We start from the raw sequence: 15646 nt of genomic DNA, 5'->3' as shown, positions 1-15646 counted from the left end.
GCTGTGTTACCTGACTAAACTAGTATCATTCCCCGAAAGTGTTTCAGGACGAGAACGTATAACGATGAAAGGCAGTAACAAATCCCGCTGGGCAATCGCCGTTGGTCTGATTGTGGTGGTCCTGGCCGCCGCCTGGTACTGGCACAGCCAGTCCGCGAACTCCACGGCACCTGCTGGCGCCAATAGCCCCTCACAACGTCCAACGGGCGGCGGGCGCCACGGTATGCGCGGCGCGGCGCTGGCACCGGTGCAGGCGGCAACGGCGGTGAATAAAGCGGTGCCTCGTTATCTCTCCGGGCTGGGAACCATCACCGCCGCCAACACCGTGACGGTACGTAGCCGCGTGGACGGTCAGCTGATGGCCATCCACTTCCAGGAAGGCCAGCAGGTGAAAGCCGGCGATCTGCTGGCGGAAATCGACCCAAGCCAGTTTAAGGTGGCTCTGGCGCAGGCGCAGGGGCAGCTCGCGAAAGACAAAGCCACCCTCGCCAATGCCCGCCGCGATTTAGCCCGCTATCAGCAGCTGGTAAAAACCAACCTCGTGTCGCGCCAGGAGCTGGATACCCAGCAGTCTCTGGTCAGTGAATCTCAGGGCACCATCAAGGCCGACGAAGCCGCGGTCGCCAGCGCCCAGCTCCAGCTCGACTGGAGCCGGATCACCGCGCCGATTGACGGCCGCGTGGGCCTGAAACAGGTTGATATCGGCAACCAAATCTCCAGCGGCGATACCACGGGCATCGTGGTGATCACCCAAACGCACCCTATCGATCTCGTCTTTACCCTGCCGGAAAGCGACATTGCGACGGTGATACAGGCGCAGAAGGCCGGAAAAGCGCTGGTGGTTGAAGCCTGGGATCGCACCAACAAGCAGAAGCTGAGCGAAGGTTCGCTGTTGAGCCTGGATAACCAGATCGATACCACCACCGGCACCATCAAGCTTAAAGCACGCTTCAACAATCAGGACGATGCCCTGTTCCCGAATCAGTTCGTCAATGCGCGAATGCTGGTCGCGACCGAAGAAAACGCCGTGGTGATCCCGACGGCGGCCCTGCAAATGGGCAGTGAAGGCAACTTTGTCTGGGTGCTGAACAGCGAAAACAAGGTCAGCAAACATCTGGTGAAAACCGGGATCCAGGACAGTCAGACGGTGGTGATCAGTGCCGGGCTGTCCGCTGGCGACCGCGTCGTGACCGACGGTATTGACCGTCTGACCGAAGGGGCGCAGGTCGAGGTGGTGGAAGCGCAGAATACAGGAGCAAAAGCCTGATGCAGGTGATGCCGCCGAGCTCTACAGGTGGGCCATCACGCCTGTTTATCTTACGTCCGGTTGCGACGACCCTGTTGATGGTGGCGATCCTGCTGGCCGGGATCATTGGCTACCGTTTTCTGCCCGTGTCGGCGCTGCCGGAAGTGGACTACCCGACCATTCAGGTTGTCACCCTCTATCCGGGCGCCAGTCCGGATGTGGTGACGTCCGCCATCACCGCCCCGCTGGAGCGTCAGTTTGGCCAGATGTCTGGCCTGAAGCAGATGTCCTCCCAGAGCTCAGGCGGCGCCTCGGTCGTCACGCTTCAGTTCCAGCTCACGCTGTCGCTGGACGTCGCCGAGCAGGAGGTGCAGGCCGCGATTAACGCCGCCACTAACCTGCTGCCGTCTGACCTGCCGAATCCACCGGTTTACAGCAAGGTCAACCCGGCAGACCCGCCGATCATGACCCTTGCCGTCACCTCCTCGGCCATGCCGATGACGCAGGTGGAAGACATGGTTGAAACCCGCGTGGCGCAGAAGATTTCGCAGGTGACCGGCGTGGGACTGGTGACGCTGGCGGGCGGTCAACGCCCCGCTGTGCGCGTTAAGCTCAATGCCCAGGCCATTGCCGCGCTGGGGTTAACCAGCGAAACCATTCGCACCGCCATCAGCAGCGCCAACGTTAACTCAGCGAAGGGCTCGCTGGACGGCCCAACCCGTGCGGTTACGCTCTCCGCCAACGACCAGATGCAGTCCGCCGATGAGTACCGTCAGCTGATTGTGGCCTATCAAAACGGCGCGCCGATCCGCCTCGGCGATGTGGCAACCGTCGAACAAGGCGCGGAAAACAGCTGGCTCGGGGCGTGGGCCAATAAGCAGCAGGCGATTGTCATGAACGTTCAGCGCCAGCCGGGCGCGAACATTATTGATACCGCCGACAGCATTCGCACCATGCTGCCGCAGCTGGTGGAAAGCCTGCCAAAATCGGTGAGCGTGAAAGTGCTTTCTGACCGCACCACGAATATTCGCGCCTCGGTGTCAGACACCCAGTTCGAGCTGATGCTGGCGATTGCGCTGGTGGTGATGATCATCTACCTGTTCCTGCGCAACGTTCCGGCAACCATCATTCCCGCCGTCGCCGTGCCGCTCTCGCTGGTCGGGACGTTTGCGGTGATGGTGTTCCTCGACTTTTCGATTAATAACCTGACGCTGATGGCGCTCACCATCGCCACCGGGTTCGTGGTGGACGATGCCATCGTGGTCATCGAGAACATCTCGCGCTATATCGAAAAAGGTGAAAAGCCCTTAGCCGCCGCGCTGAAGGGCGCAGGAGAAATTGGCTTTACCATCATCTCGCTCACCTTCTCGCTGATTGCGGTGCTGATCCCGCTACTGTTTATGGGCGATATCGTCGGGCGGCTGTTCCGCGAGTTTGCCGTGACGCTGGCGGTCGCCATTCTGATCTCTGCCGTGGTGTCGCTGACGCTAACGCCGATGATGTGCGCCCGCATGCTGAGCCACGAATCTTTGCGCAAGCAAAACCGCTTCTCGCGCGCCTCCGAGCGGATGTTCGAGCGCATTATCGCCGCCTACGGCCGCGTGCTGGCGAAAGTCCTGAACCATCCCTGGGCGACGCTCGGCGTGGCGCTCGGCACCCTGGCGCTCAGCGTGATGCTGTGGATTTTCATTCCGAAAGGCTTCTTCCCGATTCAGGACAACGGCATTATTCAGGGCACGCTTCAGGCGCCGCAGACGGTCTCCTTCGCCAACATGGCGCAGCGCCAGCAGCAGGTGTCTGAGATCATCATGAAAGATCCGGCGGTGGAAAGCCTGACTGCCTACGTGGGCGTGGATGGCACCAACCCGTCGCTCAACAGCGCGCGCCTGCAAATTAACCTTAAACCGCTTGATGACCGCGACGATCGCGTCAACGCGGTAATTGAGCGCCTGCAAAGCGCGGTGGCGCGCGTGCCGGGCATTGAGCTGTATCTGCAACCGATCCAGGATTTAACCATTGATACGCAGGTGAGCCGCACGCAGTACCAGTTTACGCTCCAGGCCACCTCGCTTGATGCACTCAGCACCTGGGTGCCGCAGCTGGTGGATAAGCTGAAAGCACTGCCGCAGGTTTCTGACGTCAGCAGCGACTGGCAGGATAAAGGGCTGGCGGCGTACGTGAACGTCAACCGCGACACTGCCAGCCGTCTGGGCATTACCATGTCCGACGTGGATAACGCCCTGTATAACGCCTTTGGTCAGCGACTGATCTCCACCATTTACACCCAGGCCAACCAGTATCGCGTGGTGCTGGAACATAACACCGAGAACACGCCCGGGCTTGCCGCGCTGGACTCGATACGCCTGACCAGCAAAGACGGCGGGATTGTGCCGCTCAGCGCCATTGCCAGCGTGGAAGAGCGCCACACCCCGCTGTCGATTAACCATCTCGATCAGTTCCCGTCCACCACCATTTCGTTCAACGTGCCGGATGGGTATTCGCTGGGCGAAGCGGTGGAGGCCATTCTGGGCGCGGAGAAAGAACTCAGCTTCCCGTCCGATATTCAGACCCAGTTCCAGGGCAGTACGCTGGCGTTCCAGGCCGCGCTGGGCAGCACCGTCTGGCTGATTGTCGCGGCGGTGGTGGCGATGTATATCGTGCTTGGCGTGCTGTATGAGAGTTTCATCCACCCGATCACCATCCTCTCCACCCTGCCGACGGCGGGCGTGGGGGCGCTGCTGGCGCTGATGCTGGCGGGGAGCGAACTGGACGTGATTGCGATAATTGGCATCATCCTGCTTATCGGCATCGTGAAGAAAAACGCCATCATGATGATCGACTTTGCGTTGGCCGCCGAGCGCGAGCAGGGTATGGCGCCGCGCGAGGCCATTTACCAGGCCTGCCTGCTGCGTTTTCGCCCGATCCTGATGACCACCCTCGCCGCCCTGTTGGGCGCCCTGCCGCTGATGCTAAGCACCGGCGTGGGGGCCGAACTGCGCCGTCCGCTGGGCATCGGCATGGTCGGCGGTCTGCTCGTGAGCCAGGTGCTGACGCTGTTTACCACGCCGGTTATCTACCTGCTGTTTGACCGTTTGGCCCTGTGGACAAAAAGCCGCTTCCCGAAACGTGAAGAGGAGGCGTAAGTGAAGTTTTTCGCCCTCTTCATTTACCGTCCGGTGGCGACGATTTTACTCTCCGTCGCTATCACCCTGTGCGGCGTGCTCGGCTTCCGGCTGCTGCCGGTGGCCCCGCTGCCGCAGGTCGATTTCCCGGTGATCATGGTCAGCGCCTCGCTGCCGGGCGCATCGCCGGAAACCATGGCCTCATCGGTGGCGACGCCGCTTGAGCGATCGCTTGGGCGGATTGCCGGGGTTAACGAGATGACCTCCAGCAGTTCGCTGGGCAGCACGCGCATCATTCTGGAATTTAACTTCGACCGGGATATCAACGGTGCGGCGCGGGACGTGCAGGCTGCGATTAACGCCGCCCAAAGCCTGCTGCCGAGCGGCATGCCGAGCCGTCCAACCTACCGCAAGGCCAACCCGTCCGATGCGCCGATCATGATCCTGACGCTTACGTCAGAGACCTACTCCCAGGGCGAGCTGTACGATTTTGCCTCCACCCAGCTGGCGCAAACCATCGCCCAGATTGACGGCGTGGGCGACGTGGACGTCGGCGGCAGCTCCTTGCCCGCCGTGCGCGTGGGGCTGAATCCGCAGGCGCTGTTTAATCAGGGCGTGTCGCTTGACGACGTGCGATCCGCTATCAGCAACGCCAACGTGCGTAAGCCGCAGGGTGCGATTGAGGACAGCAGCCACCGCTGGCAGATCCAGACCAACGACGAGCTGAAAACCGCCGCCGAGTATCAGCCGTTGATTATTCACTACAATAACGGCGCGGCGGTGCGCCTGAGCGACGTCGCCAGCGTCACCGATTCGGTGCAGGACGTGCGTAACGCCGGGATGACCAATGCCAAACCGGCGATTTTGCTGATGATCCGCAAGCTGCCGGAAGCCAACATCATTCAGACGGTGAACAGCATCCGCGCGCGGCTGCCGGAGCTTCAGGAAACCATTCCGGCGGCCATCGATCTCCAGATTGCGCAGGACCGCTCCCCCACCATCCGCGCCTCGCTTGAAGAGGTAGAGCAAACGCTGATCATCTCCGTCGCGCTGGTAATTCTGGTGGTGTTCCTGTTCCTGCGCTCGGGGCGCGCCACGCTGATCCCGGCGGTGGCGGTCCCGGTATCGCTGATAGGCACCTTTGCCGCCATGTACCTGTGCGGGTTTAGCCTTAACAACCTGTCGCTGATGGCGCTGACGATTGCCACCGGGTTTGTGGTGGATGATGCCATCGTGGTGCTGGAGAATATCTCGCGTCATCTGGAAGCGGGCATGAAGCCGCTCCAGGCGGCGCTTCAGGGGACGCGCGAAGTGGGCTTCACGGTCCTGTCCATGAGCCTGTCGCTGGTGGCGGTGTTCCTGCCGCTGCTGCTGATGGGCGGCCTGCCGGGGCGACTGCTGCGCGAATTTGCCGTCACGCTCTCCGTCGCCATTGGTATCTCACTGGTGATTTCGCTGACGCTAACGCCGATGATGTGCGGCTGGATGCTAAAGCGCAGCCAACCACACTCACAGCCGCGCCGGAAAGGCTTTGGCCGCGTCCTGATGGCGATGCAGTCCGGCTACGGCAAATCGCTGAAATGGGTGCTGAACCACACGCGTCTTGTCGGGCTGGTGCTGATCGGCACCATTGTCCTCAACGTCTGGATGTATATCACCATCCCGAAAACCTTCTTCCCGGAGCAGGATACCGGCGTGCTGATGGGCGGTATTCAGGCGGACCAGAGCATTTCGTTCCAGGCGATGCGGGGCAAACTGCAAGACTTTATGAAAATCATCCGGGAAGATCCGGCCGTGGATAACGTCACCGGCTTTACCGGCGGCTCGCGCGTGAACAGCGGGATGATGTTTATTACCCTTAAGCCGCGCGGTGAACGTCACGAAACGGCGCAGCAGATCATTGACCGCCTGCGGCTGAAACTCGCCAAAGAGCCGGGGGCAAATCTGTTTTTGATGGCCGTTCAGGATATCCGCGTCGGCGGACGACAGGCTAACGCCAGCTATCAGTACACCCTGCTCTCAGATGACTTAGCTGCCCTGCGCGAGTGGGAGCCTAAGATCCGTAAAGCGCTGGCCGCGCTGCCGCAGCTGGCGGACGTGAACTCCGACAGCCAGAATAACGGCGCGGAGATGGCGCTCACCTACGATCGCGAAACCATGTCCCGCCTGGGCATTAACGTTGAAGCGGCCAACAGCCTGCTTAACAACGCCTTCGGGCAGCGTGAAGTCTCCACCATCTACCAGCCGATGAACCAGTACAAGGTGGTGATGGAAGTTGATCCGCGCTACACCCAGGACATCAGCGCGCTGGACAAGATGTTTGTGATCAATAATGACGGCAAGGCGATCCCGCTGTCGTACTTCGCCAGCTGGCAGCCGTCGAACGCGCCGCTGTCGGTGAACCACCAGGGGCTTTCCGCCGCCTCGACCGTGTCGTTTAACCTGCCAACCGGCTCGTCGCTGTCTGAGGCCAGCGATGCCATTAACCGCGCCATGACCCAGCTTGGGGTGCCCTCCTCCGTGCGCGGCAGCTTTGCCGGTACGGCGCAGGTGTTCCAGGACACCATGAACTCGCAGGTCATTTTGATCCTGGCGGCCATTGCCACGGTGTACATCGTGCTGGGCGTGCTGTACGAAAGCTACGTGCATCCGTTGACCATTCTCTCCACGCTTCCCTCTGCGGGCGTGGGGGCGCTGCTGGCGCTGGAGCTGTTCGGTGCTCCATTCAGCCTCATCGCGCTCATTGGGATCATGCTATTAATAGGTATTGTGAAGAAAAACGCGATAATGATGGTTGACTTTGCCCTGGACGCCCAGCGCAACGGCAACCTGACGCCGGACGAGGCGATATTCCAGGCCTGTCTGCTGCGTTTTCGCCCGATCATGATGACTACGCTGGCCGCGCTGTTCGGCGCACTGCCGCTGGTCATATCCGGCGGTGACGGCTCTGAACTGCGCCAGCCGTTGGGGATCACGATCGTTGGCGGCCTGGTGATGAGCCAGTTGCTGACGCTCTACACCACGCCGGTAGTCTATCTGTTCTTTGACCGCCTGCGGCTGCGTTTTTCGCGAAAAAAGAGAACCACGGTGACCGAGTAAATGACCGACCTACCCAGTAACGTTCGCTGGCAATTGTGGATCGTCGCGTTCGGCTTCTTTATGCAGTCGCTGGACACGACCATCGTGAACACAGCCCTCCCCTCAATGGCGAAAAGCCTGGGGGAGAGCCCGCTGCACATGCATATGGTGATTGTCGCCTACGTGCTGACGGTCGCCGTGATGCTGCCCGCCAGCGGCTGGCTGGCGGATAAAGTGGGCGTACGGAACATCTTCTTCACCGCCATTGTGCTGTTTACCACCGGGTCGCTGTTTTGCGCCCAGGCCAATACCCTCGACCAGCTGGTGATGGCGCGCGTGCTACAGGGCGTCGGCGGTGCGATGATGGTGCCCGTCGGGCGGTTAACGGTGATGAAAATTGTTCCGCGCGCGCAGTATATGGCGGCGATGACCTTCGTCACCCTGCCCGGTCAGGTCGGCCCGCTGCTGGGCCCGGCGCTGGGCGGTATTCTGGTGGAGTATGCCTCCTGGCACTGGATCTTCCTGATCAACCTGCCGGTCGGTATTATCGGCGCGATTGCTACCCTGACGCTGATGCCGAACTATAAAATGCAGACCCGGCGCTTTGATTTCTTTGGCTTCATCCTGCTGGCAGCTGGCATGGCGACGCTCACCCTGGCGCTCGACGGGCAAAAAGGGCTGGGGATCTCCTCCCTGTCGCTCGCCCTGCTGGTAGCGCTGGGTGTCACCGCCATTCTCTGGTATCTGTGGCATGCCAGAGGCAACGCTAACGCGCTGTTTAGCCTGAACCTGTTCAAGAATCCCACCTACCGTCTTGGTCTGTTCGGCAGCTTTGCCGGACGCATCGGCAGCGGCATGTTGCCGTTTATGACGCCGGTATTTTTACAGATTGGGATGGGCTTCTCGCCGTTCCATGCCGGGCTGATGATGATCCCGATGGTGCTCGGCAGCATGGGGATGAAGCGTATTGTGGTGCAGGTGGTAAACCGCTTTGGCTATCGCCGGGTGCTGGTGGCCGCCACGCTCGGGCTGGCGCTGGTTAGTCTGCTGTTTATGACCGTGGCGCTGCTGGGCTGGTACTACATCCTGCCACTGGTGCTGTTCTGCCAGGGGATCATCAACTCCATGCGCTTCTCGTCGATGAACACCCTGACGCTGAAAGATCTGCCGGACGAACTGGCGAGCAGTGGTAACAGCCTGCTGTCGATGATCATGCAGCTCTCTATGAGCGTGGGGGTCACGGTCGCCGGATTGCTGCTCGGCATGTACGGTCAGCACCATCTCAGCGCCGACACCCCCGTCGCGCATCAGGTCTTTTTATACACCTACCTCAGCATGGCGGTAATTATCGCCCTGCCCGCTTTTATCTTTGCCAGAGTACCGAATGACACGACCAAAAACGTTGTGATCCGACGCGGCAAAAGGAGTGCACCATGAAATTCTGGCGTCCGGGGATCACCGGTAAGCTTTTTGTGGCGATTTTCGCCACCTGTATCGTCCTGCTGATTACCATGCACTGGGCGGTGCGGGTCAGCTTTGAGCGCGGCTTTATTGACTACATCAAGCACGGTAACGAACAGCGCTTACAGGGCTTAAGCGACGCGCTGGGGGAACAGTATAGCCTGCACGGTAACTGGCGTTTTCTGCGCAATAACGATCGTTTTATATTTCAAATTCTGCGCTCGCTGGAGCACGATAATGACGACGACCGCCCGGGGCCGGGCATGCCGCCGCACGGCTGGCGCACCCAGTTCTGGGTGATCGATCAGGAGATGCGCGTGCTCGTTGGCCCGCGCTCGCCGGTACCGCCGGACGGTACAAAGCGCGCCATTACCTCGAACGGCGCCACGGTGGGCTGGGTTATTGCCTCGCCGGTCGAGCGGCTGACGCGCAACACCGACATCAACTTTGATCGCCAGCAGCGCCAGACCAGCTGGCTGATTGTCGCGCTTTCTACCCTGCTTGCGGCGCTCGCCACCTTCCCGCTGGCGCGCGGCCTGCTGGCGCCGGTTAAACGCCTGGTGGAAGGCACGCATAAGCTGGCGGCGGGTGATTTCTCGACCCGCGTGGACACCCGCAGCCAGGATGAACTGGGCAAGCTGGCGCAGGACTTCAACCAGCTCGCCAGCACGCTGGAGAAAAACCAGCAGATGCGCCGCGACTTTATGGCCGACATTTCGCACGAGCTGCGCACCCCACTGGCGGTGCTGCGCGGTGAGCTGGAGGCGATTCAGGACGGCTTGCGGCAGTTCACCCCCGAATCCGTGGCCTCGCTACAGGCGGAAGTCGGTACGCTGACCAAACTGGTGGACGATCTGCATCAGCTTTCCATGTCCGATGAAGGCGCCCTGGCCTACCAGAAAGCCCCAATCGACGTGATCAATATCCTTGAAGTCGTGACCGGCGCGTTCCGCGAACGCTTCGCCAGCCGTGACCTGAAAATCAACCTCTCGCTGCCTGACAGCGCGGTGGTATTCGGCGACAGAGATCGCCTGATGCAGCTGTTCAATAATCTGCTGGAGAACAGCCTCCGCTACACCGACGGCGGCGGCGGGTTGCATATCTCCGGCAAGCAGGAAAACGGGCGCTTTGCCCTGACCTTTGCGGACTCCGCCCCTGGCGTGAAGGATGCGCAGCTGGAAAAACTGTTCGAGCGCTTCTATCGCACCGAAGGTTCGCGTAACCGCGCCAGCGGGGGCTCCGGCCTTGGGCTGGCGATTTGCGTAAACATTGTGGAGGCGCATGGTGGCACCATCCGCGCCGCCCATTCGCCTTTTGGCGGGGTTAGCATTACAGTAGAGTTACCTCTGGAACGGGATTTATCGAGGGAAGCATGACCGAGTTACCGATTGACGACAACACACCGCGTATTTTGATTGTGGAAGACGAGCCTAAACTTGGGCAACTGCTGATCGACTATTTGCGCGCTGCGAGCTATGCGCCAACGCTTATCAGCCACGGCGACCAGGTGCTGCCCTACGTGCGCCAGACGCCGCCGGATCTGATCCTGCTGGATCTGATGCTGCCGGGTACCGACGGCCTGACCCTGTGCCGCGAAATTCGTCGTTTCTCCGATGTGCCCATCGTGATGGTGACGGCCAAAATCGAAGAGATCGATCGTCTGCTGGGGCTCGAAATCGGCGCCGACGATTACATCTGCAAGCCTTACAGCCCGCGGGAGGTGGTCGCTCGCGTGAAAACCATCCTCCGCCGCTGTAAGCCGCAGCGTGAATTGCAGGTGCTCGATGCGCAAAGCCCGCTGATCGTCGACGAAAGCCGCTTCCAGGCAAGCTGGCGCAGCAAACTTTTGGATCTCACCCCCGCAGAGTTTCGCCTGTTGAAAACGCTCTCCCACGAGCCGGGCAAAGTGTTTTCCCGCGAGCAGCTGCTCAACCATCTGTATGATGATTACCGCGTAGTGACCGACCGCACCATCGACAGCCACATCAAAAACCTGCGCCGCAAGCTGGAGGCGCTCGACGCCGACCAGTCGTTTATTCGCGCGGTGTACGGCGTGGGGTATCGCTGGGAAGCGGATGCGTGCAGGATTGCCTGACAACATTCTCCCCTCACCCTGCCCTCTCCCCAGGGGGGAGAGGGTGTTTTAGTCCCCTCTCCCCCCTGGGGAGAGGGTTAGGGTGAGGGGTCCGGGCTTTACCTCCCCGCCCCGCAGCGCTACAATGCCCGCCCTTAAAGTGGGGGATCTCCCCTTACCGCTGCACCTGGTGCACGCGGATCTGACCTGTCATCAGAACGAGAACAAACATGTTTAAACCGGAACTCCTTTCCCCGGCGGGAACGCTGCAAAATATGCGTTACGCTTTCGCCTATGGTGCCGACGCCGTCTACGCGGGCCAGCCGCGCTATTCGCTGCGCGTGCGTAACAACGAATTCAACCACGAGAATCTTCAGCTCGGCATCAACGAAGCGCATGCCCTGGGCAAAAAATTCTACGTGGTGGTGAACATCGCGCCGCACAACGCCAAGCTGAAAACGTTCATTCGTGACCTGAAGCCGGTCGTGGAGATGGGGCCGGACGCACTGATCATGTCAGACCCGGGTTTAATCATGCTGGTTCGGGAGAACTTCCCTGATATGGACATTCACCTCTCGGTGCAGGCTAACGCCGTCAACTGGGCAACGGTGAAATTCTGGAAGCAGATGGGGCTGACCCGCGTCATTCTGTCTCGCGAGCTGTCTCTCGAAGAGATCGAAGAAATCCGCACCCAGGTGCCGGATATGGAAATCGAAATCTTCGTCCACGGCGCGCTGTGCATGGCCTACTCCGGCCGCTGCCTGCTCTCTGGCTACATCAACAAGCGTGACCCGAACCAGGGCACCTGCACCAACGCCTGCCGCTGGGAATATAACGTTCAGGAAGGCAAAGAGGATGACATCGGTAACATCGTGCATAAACACGAGCCGATCCCGGTCACCAACGTTGAGCCAACGCTGGGTATCGGCGCGCCTACCGACAGCGTGTTTATGATCGAAGAAGCCAAACGTCCGGGTGAGTACATGACCGCCTTCGAAGACGAGCACGGCACCTACATCATGAACTCGAAGGATCTGCGCGCCATCGCGCACGTGGAGCGTTTAACCCAGATGGGCGTGCACTCCCTGAAAATCGAAGGCCGCACCAAGTCCTATTACTACTGCGCTCGTACCGCGCAGGTGTATCGCAAAGCCATCGACGATGCCGCCGCCGGTAAACCGTTCGACACCAGCCTGCTGGAAACGCTGGAAGGCCTGGCGCATCGCGGTTATACCGAAGGTTTCCTGCGTCGACATACCCACGACGACTACCAGAACTACGAGCATGGCTATTCGATTTCCGAACGCCAGCAGTTTGTAGGCGACTTCACCGGCGAGCGTAAAGGCCCGCTGGCCGCCGTCGCCGTAAAAAACAAATTCACTAAAGGCGACAGCCTGGAGCTGATGACACCGCAGGGCAACATGAACTTCCGCCTGGAGCATCTGGAAAACAAAAAAGGTGAGGCGATTGAGGTCGCACCTGGCGACGGCCATGTGGTCTGGCTGCCGGTTCCTGAAGAAGTAGAGCTGGAGTTTGCGCTGCTGATGCGCAATTTTGAAGGTGAAAATACCCGAAATCCGCACGGCAAATAGTCAATCAACGGGATTTTTTCACGCTGGGATAATTCTTAGAATCGGATCACATACCGCTTCGTTCAATACGAGTATTATCCCCCCGCTGAAAAACATAACCCATAAATGCTAGCTGTACCAGGAACCACCTCCTTAGCCTGCGTAATCTCCCTTACGCGGGCTTATTTTTTTGTTAACTCCTGAAATTTTTCCCCCTGATAAATATGGCGTTGCATTGACCCGGGAAAGGTTTGTGTCAGCATTAGGCGTATCATCTAAGCAAGTCGAACGAACAAAGGATCCTAATCACATTTTTAATGGATTTGAGAGGGATGAACACTATTCGGAACATTCCTAATTTTAAGTGTTAACAGGACCTTTACTCTTGATTTATTAACAATCAATGCTTCACACGGACGGAGAGATGAAGTGACATTCACAGGACAACTTTCAAAGGATCTTCCAGATTACGAACTCGCACGCAGTCTTGGTCTTGCCTCTGGCGGCGATATAAATTTCACAGCACTTGCAGGTCAACTGGACTGCAGCAGAAATTTTAGCCAGGCCGGGATTATCTACTCAGACGGTACACGTCAGTGGCTAGTACGGCCATCAAGAAGGATTGCGACACCAAACGAAAGCTCGGTTAGTCATGTAGTCATAACCAAAGTAAATGCCTCACAAGTTAACCCCGTTCACGCAACAACGGCTACGATTCAGTCCCCTTCCCTGGCGACTGAAATTGGTTCAACGGCAATTTCCTGCGGAGCCGCAATTCTTACTGTTGTACTTGCGGCAGGGGCCGGTATGGCTATACCTCTCACTGCAGGGTCTTCCGGTGCTATAGCCGCTGTGATTTTAGCCGGTGGTGTAGCAACTGGAATTCAATGTGCAAATGGGCTTGGCCGACTATCGTTGATTGCTATGAATCACGATGACTACGTTGCGTGGATGGACTCCCAGGAGTGGTATACAGCAACCAACACAGCCCTGGATGCGATTTCTCTTGCCGGGGCTGCTGCGGGTTTAAAAAGCGCTGCATTAACATATCGCCTTCTTAACCGTTCATCGTCTGAGAGTTTGCTCTCCTTATTACAAAAAATGAGCCGGGCCGACCGTACGCGATTAACAGAGGAGATTATTCGTATCCGCAATCCCGGCATCTCGAATTCAGGTGTAAAAGCAGCAATGAAGGCAGGCGTGTATCCCAAACGTTATCCGTCAGAAGCGTTGCAGTTGCTCTTACAGCGTGAGTTGCTGAATACCATTTCAAATTCTTCTGCCTTCGTTGGAAGTGCCATCTCAGGAAATATCAGAAATCCACAGAATGTTGCACAAACGGGTAAATACATTTTTGGTTTAATTCAGTCTTTTTCATTTACAGGAAGTTATTGACCCGTCCATGATGAAATACATTAAAGATAGCCTTGCATTAAGTGCTTTGGTTAAAAGTAAAATGGCGACCGATGATCCCAACCAGCTTGAAACATTAAAAGAACAGTTAAAAGATCGGTTCGGCGTTCCTGTGGGCGTCCATATGACAGGAATTCCTTTGGCAGTGAGCACGTTACTGGCTATTTTTTGCTACGCCATGCTGCAAGTGTCCCTCTGGTTGTTGCTGTTTCGCTGGCTCGGCTTACCCGAATTTAAGGTTATGATGGGAGTATTCATTGCAGCGATTGTGTATTGTCTGGTAGTGATGAGCACGATGTTTCTGACTACACGAGGTTCTTTACCTGGATATAAACTGCATATTTTCGTCATTACGCTGACAGGCATAATGAGCATCATTTATTTCATCTGGACGGGGATTTCGCTTTTATTCGGCCCTGTTGAGAACTACACACCGCAAATAACCTCTTTGCTGGGGCTGGGATGTTTCTTTTTGAACATTATGTGGATGAATTCATCGATTTTTTACCGCTCCATTGCGCTAACGCTACATAATCGGGTCTGGCGTAAGCAGCTCAAAATCGAGGCAAGGCCAATGTCACACCTCAAACGTTGACCACAATAGTCAATTGAGCGGCAGTAGTATGCACTGTAAGCGCTACGGGGTTCTTTAGTCGATTTCAAAGCCCTTACGCGGGCTTATTTTTTGCCTTTCATCCTGTTCTTACCCGCTTTTTCCCTCTCTGGGATACACTCTTTCTATAGCTAAAAAAGGGAGCAACCCGGATGGCAACCTATCCAGACAGTTTATTAATTCTTAACGGCAAGAGTGCAGGCAACGATCTGCTGCGCCAGGCGATTACCGAATTGCGTGAAGACGGAGCATGCATACACGTGCGAGTAACGTTTGAAAAAGGCGATGCGGCGCGCTACATCGACGAGGGCATCAGGTTAGGTGTTCAGACCATCATTTCCGGCGGCGGCGACGGAACGATCAACGAGATCGCCGGTGCGCTCATTGACCTCAACGACGCAGCTCGCCCGGCGATGGGGATTTTACCGCTCGGTACCGCCAACGATTTTGCCACCAGCGCCGGTATACCTGAGGATTTAGGCAAAGCACTGCAACTGGCTATCCTCGGGAAAGCGACCGCCGTCGATATTGCGCAGGTGAATGAAAGAACCTGCTTTATCAATATGGCGACCGGCGGGTTCGGCACGCGCATCACCAGCGAAACGCCCGAAAAACTCAAGGCGGCGCTGGGCGGCGTATCATATTTGATCCACGGCCTGATGCGCATGGACACCCTCAAGCCCGACAGCTGTGAAATCCAAGGTGAAAACTTCCACTGGCAGGGCGACGCGCTGGTGATTGGTATCGGCAATGGGCGTCAGGCAGGCGGCGGACAGCAGCTTTGCCCGGAAGCGCTGATTAATGACGGTCAATTACAGCTGCGCATTTTTACCGGTGACGGGCTGCTGCCGGCGCTGTTTACGACGCTGACGCAGCCAGAGGAGAGCCCCAATATCATCGACGGGAAATCCGCGTGGTTTGAAGTGATCGCCCCACACGGCATGACCTTTAACCTCGACGGAGAGCCGCTCAGCGGCGAGCGATTCCGCATCGAAGTTTTGCCCGGGGCGTTGCAGTGCCGGTTGCCGCCGGACTGTCAGCTTTTGCGCTGATGTGTTGCCGGGTGGC

The 15646-nt window shown here is 58.1% G+C and carries 10 protein-coding genes; all 10 read left to right on the top strand.

Annotated features, from left to right (window positions below):
* Nucleotides 1–64: 64 nt before the first annotated feature.
* The 10 genes from IM282_RS09845 (at nt 65) to yegS (ending at nt 15630) form a co-directional block, all read left to right on the top strand.
* Complete coding sequence (locus IM282_RS09845) at nt 65–1267, top strand: MdtA/MuxA family multidrug efflux RND transporter periplasmic adaptor subunit (RefSeq protein WP_032623941.1); 1203 nt, start codon at nt 65–67, stop codon at nt 1265–1267.
* Nucleotides 1267–4389 carry an MdtB/MuxB family multidrug efflux RND transporter permease subunit gene (locus IM282_RS09840; protein WP_023300557.1) on the top strand — a complete coding sequence of 1041 codons (3123 nt, stop codon included), beginning with the start codon at nt 1267–1269 and terminating at the stop codon, nt 4387–4389. Before IM282_RS09845 ends, IM282_RS09840 begins: the two co-directional genes overlap by 1 nt.
* Nucleotides 4390–7467, top strand: coding sequence for a multidrug efflux RND transporter permease subunit MdtC (gene mdtC / locus IM282_RS09835; RefSeq protein WP_047716290.1), 3078 nt, complete (start codon nt 4390–4392; stop codon nt 7465–7467).
* A complete protein-coding gene (locus IM282_RS09830; RefSeq protein WP_032623937.1) occupies nt 7468–8883 on the top strand; it encodes an MFS transporter in 1416 nt (471 codons plus the stop codon). It abuts the gene before it with no gap.
* A complete protein-coding gene (gene baeS, locus IM282_RS09825; protein ID WP_022648650.1) occupies nt 8880–10283 on the top strand; it encodes a two-component system sensor histidine kinase BaeS in 1404 nt (467 codons plus the stop codon). The genes IM282_RS09830 and baeS overlap by 4 nt, the downstream gene beginning before the upstream one ends.
* Nucleotides 10280–11002, top strand: a complete 723-nt coding sequence (gene baeR / locus IM282_RS09820) for a two-component system response regulator BaeR (RefSeq protein ID WP_015572364.1) — start codon at nt 10280–10282, stop codon at nt 11000–11002. The genes baeS and baeR overlap by 4 nt, the downstream gene beginning before the upstream one ends.
* Nucleotides 11003–11211: 209 nt before the next feature.
* Complete coding sequence (yegQ, locus tag IM282_RS09815; RefSeq protein ID WP_038416385.1) at nt 11212–12573, top strand: tRNA 5-hydroxyuridine modification protein YegQ; 1362 nt, start codon at nt 11212–11214, stop codon at nt 12571–12573.
* Nucleotides 12574–12981: 408 nt separating this feature from the next.
* Nucleotides 12982–13947, top strand: coding sequence for a hypothetical protein (locus IM282_RS09810; protein WP_023300559.1), 966 nt, complete (start codon nt 12982–12984; stop codon nt 13945–13947).
* Between the two features lie 7 nt (nt 13948–13954).
* Nucleotides 13955–14560 (top strand): hypothetical protein, encoded by a 606-nt coding sequence (locus IM282_RS09805; RefSeq protein WP_023306583.1) that lies wholly within the window; start codon nt 13955–13957, stop codon nt 14558–14560.
* Nucleotides 14561–14730: 170 nt separating this feature from the next.
* Entirely contained in the window at nt 14731–15630 is a 900-nt protein-coding gene (yegS, locus tag IM282_RS09800) for a lipid kinase YegS (protein ID WP_192970358.1), read from the top strand.
* Nucleotides 15631–15646 lie beyond the last annotated feature (16 nt).

It is taken from the genome of Enterobacter cloacae complex sp. P29RS (assembly GCF_014893445.1).
Classification (GTDB): domain Bacteria; phylum Pseudomonadota; class Gammaproteobacteria; order Enterobacterales; family Enterobacteriaceae; genus Enterobacter; species Enterobacter intestinihominis.
Note: the sequence above shows the minus strand (reverse complement) of the source record. Positions and strands in the feature narration are given on the sequence as shown.

Coding starts and splice junctions, on each gene's coding strand:
- IM282_RS09845 (WP_032623941.1), top strand. CDS start 65: ATGAAAGGCAGTAACAAATCCCGCTGGGCAATCGCCGTTGGTCTGATT.
- IM282_RS09840 (WP_023300557.1), top strand. CDS start 1,267: ATGCAGGTGATGCCGCCGAGCTCTACAGGTGGGCCATCACGCCTGTTT.
- IM282_RS09830 (WP_032623937.1), top strand. CDS start 7,468: ATGACCGACCTACCCAGTAACGTTCGCTGGCAATTGTGGATCGTCGCG.
- baeS (WP_022648650.1), top strand. CDS start 8,880: ATGAAATTCTGGCGTCCGGGGATCACCGGTAAGCTTTTTGTGGCGATT.
- baeR (WP_015572364.1), top strand. CDS start 10,280: ATGACCGAGTTACCGATTGACGACAACACACCGCGTATTTTGATTGTG.
- yegQ (WP_038416385.1), top strand. CDS start 11,212: ATGTTTAAACCGGAACTCCTTTCCCCGGCGGGAACGCTGCAAAATATG.
- IM282_RS09805 (WP_023306583.1), top strand. CDS start 13,955: ATGATGAAATACATTAAAGATAGCCTTGCATTAAGTGCTTTGGTTAAA.
- yegS (WP_192970358.1), top strand. CDS start 14,731: ATGGCAACCTATCCAGACAGTTTATTAATTCTTAACGGCAAGAGTGCA.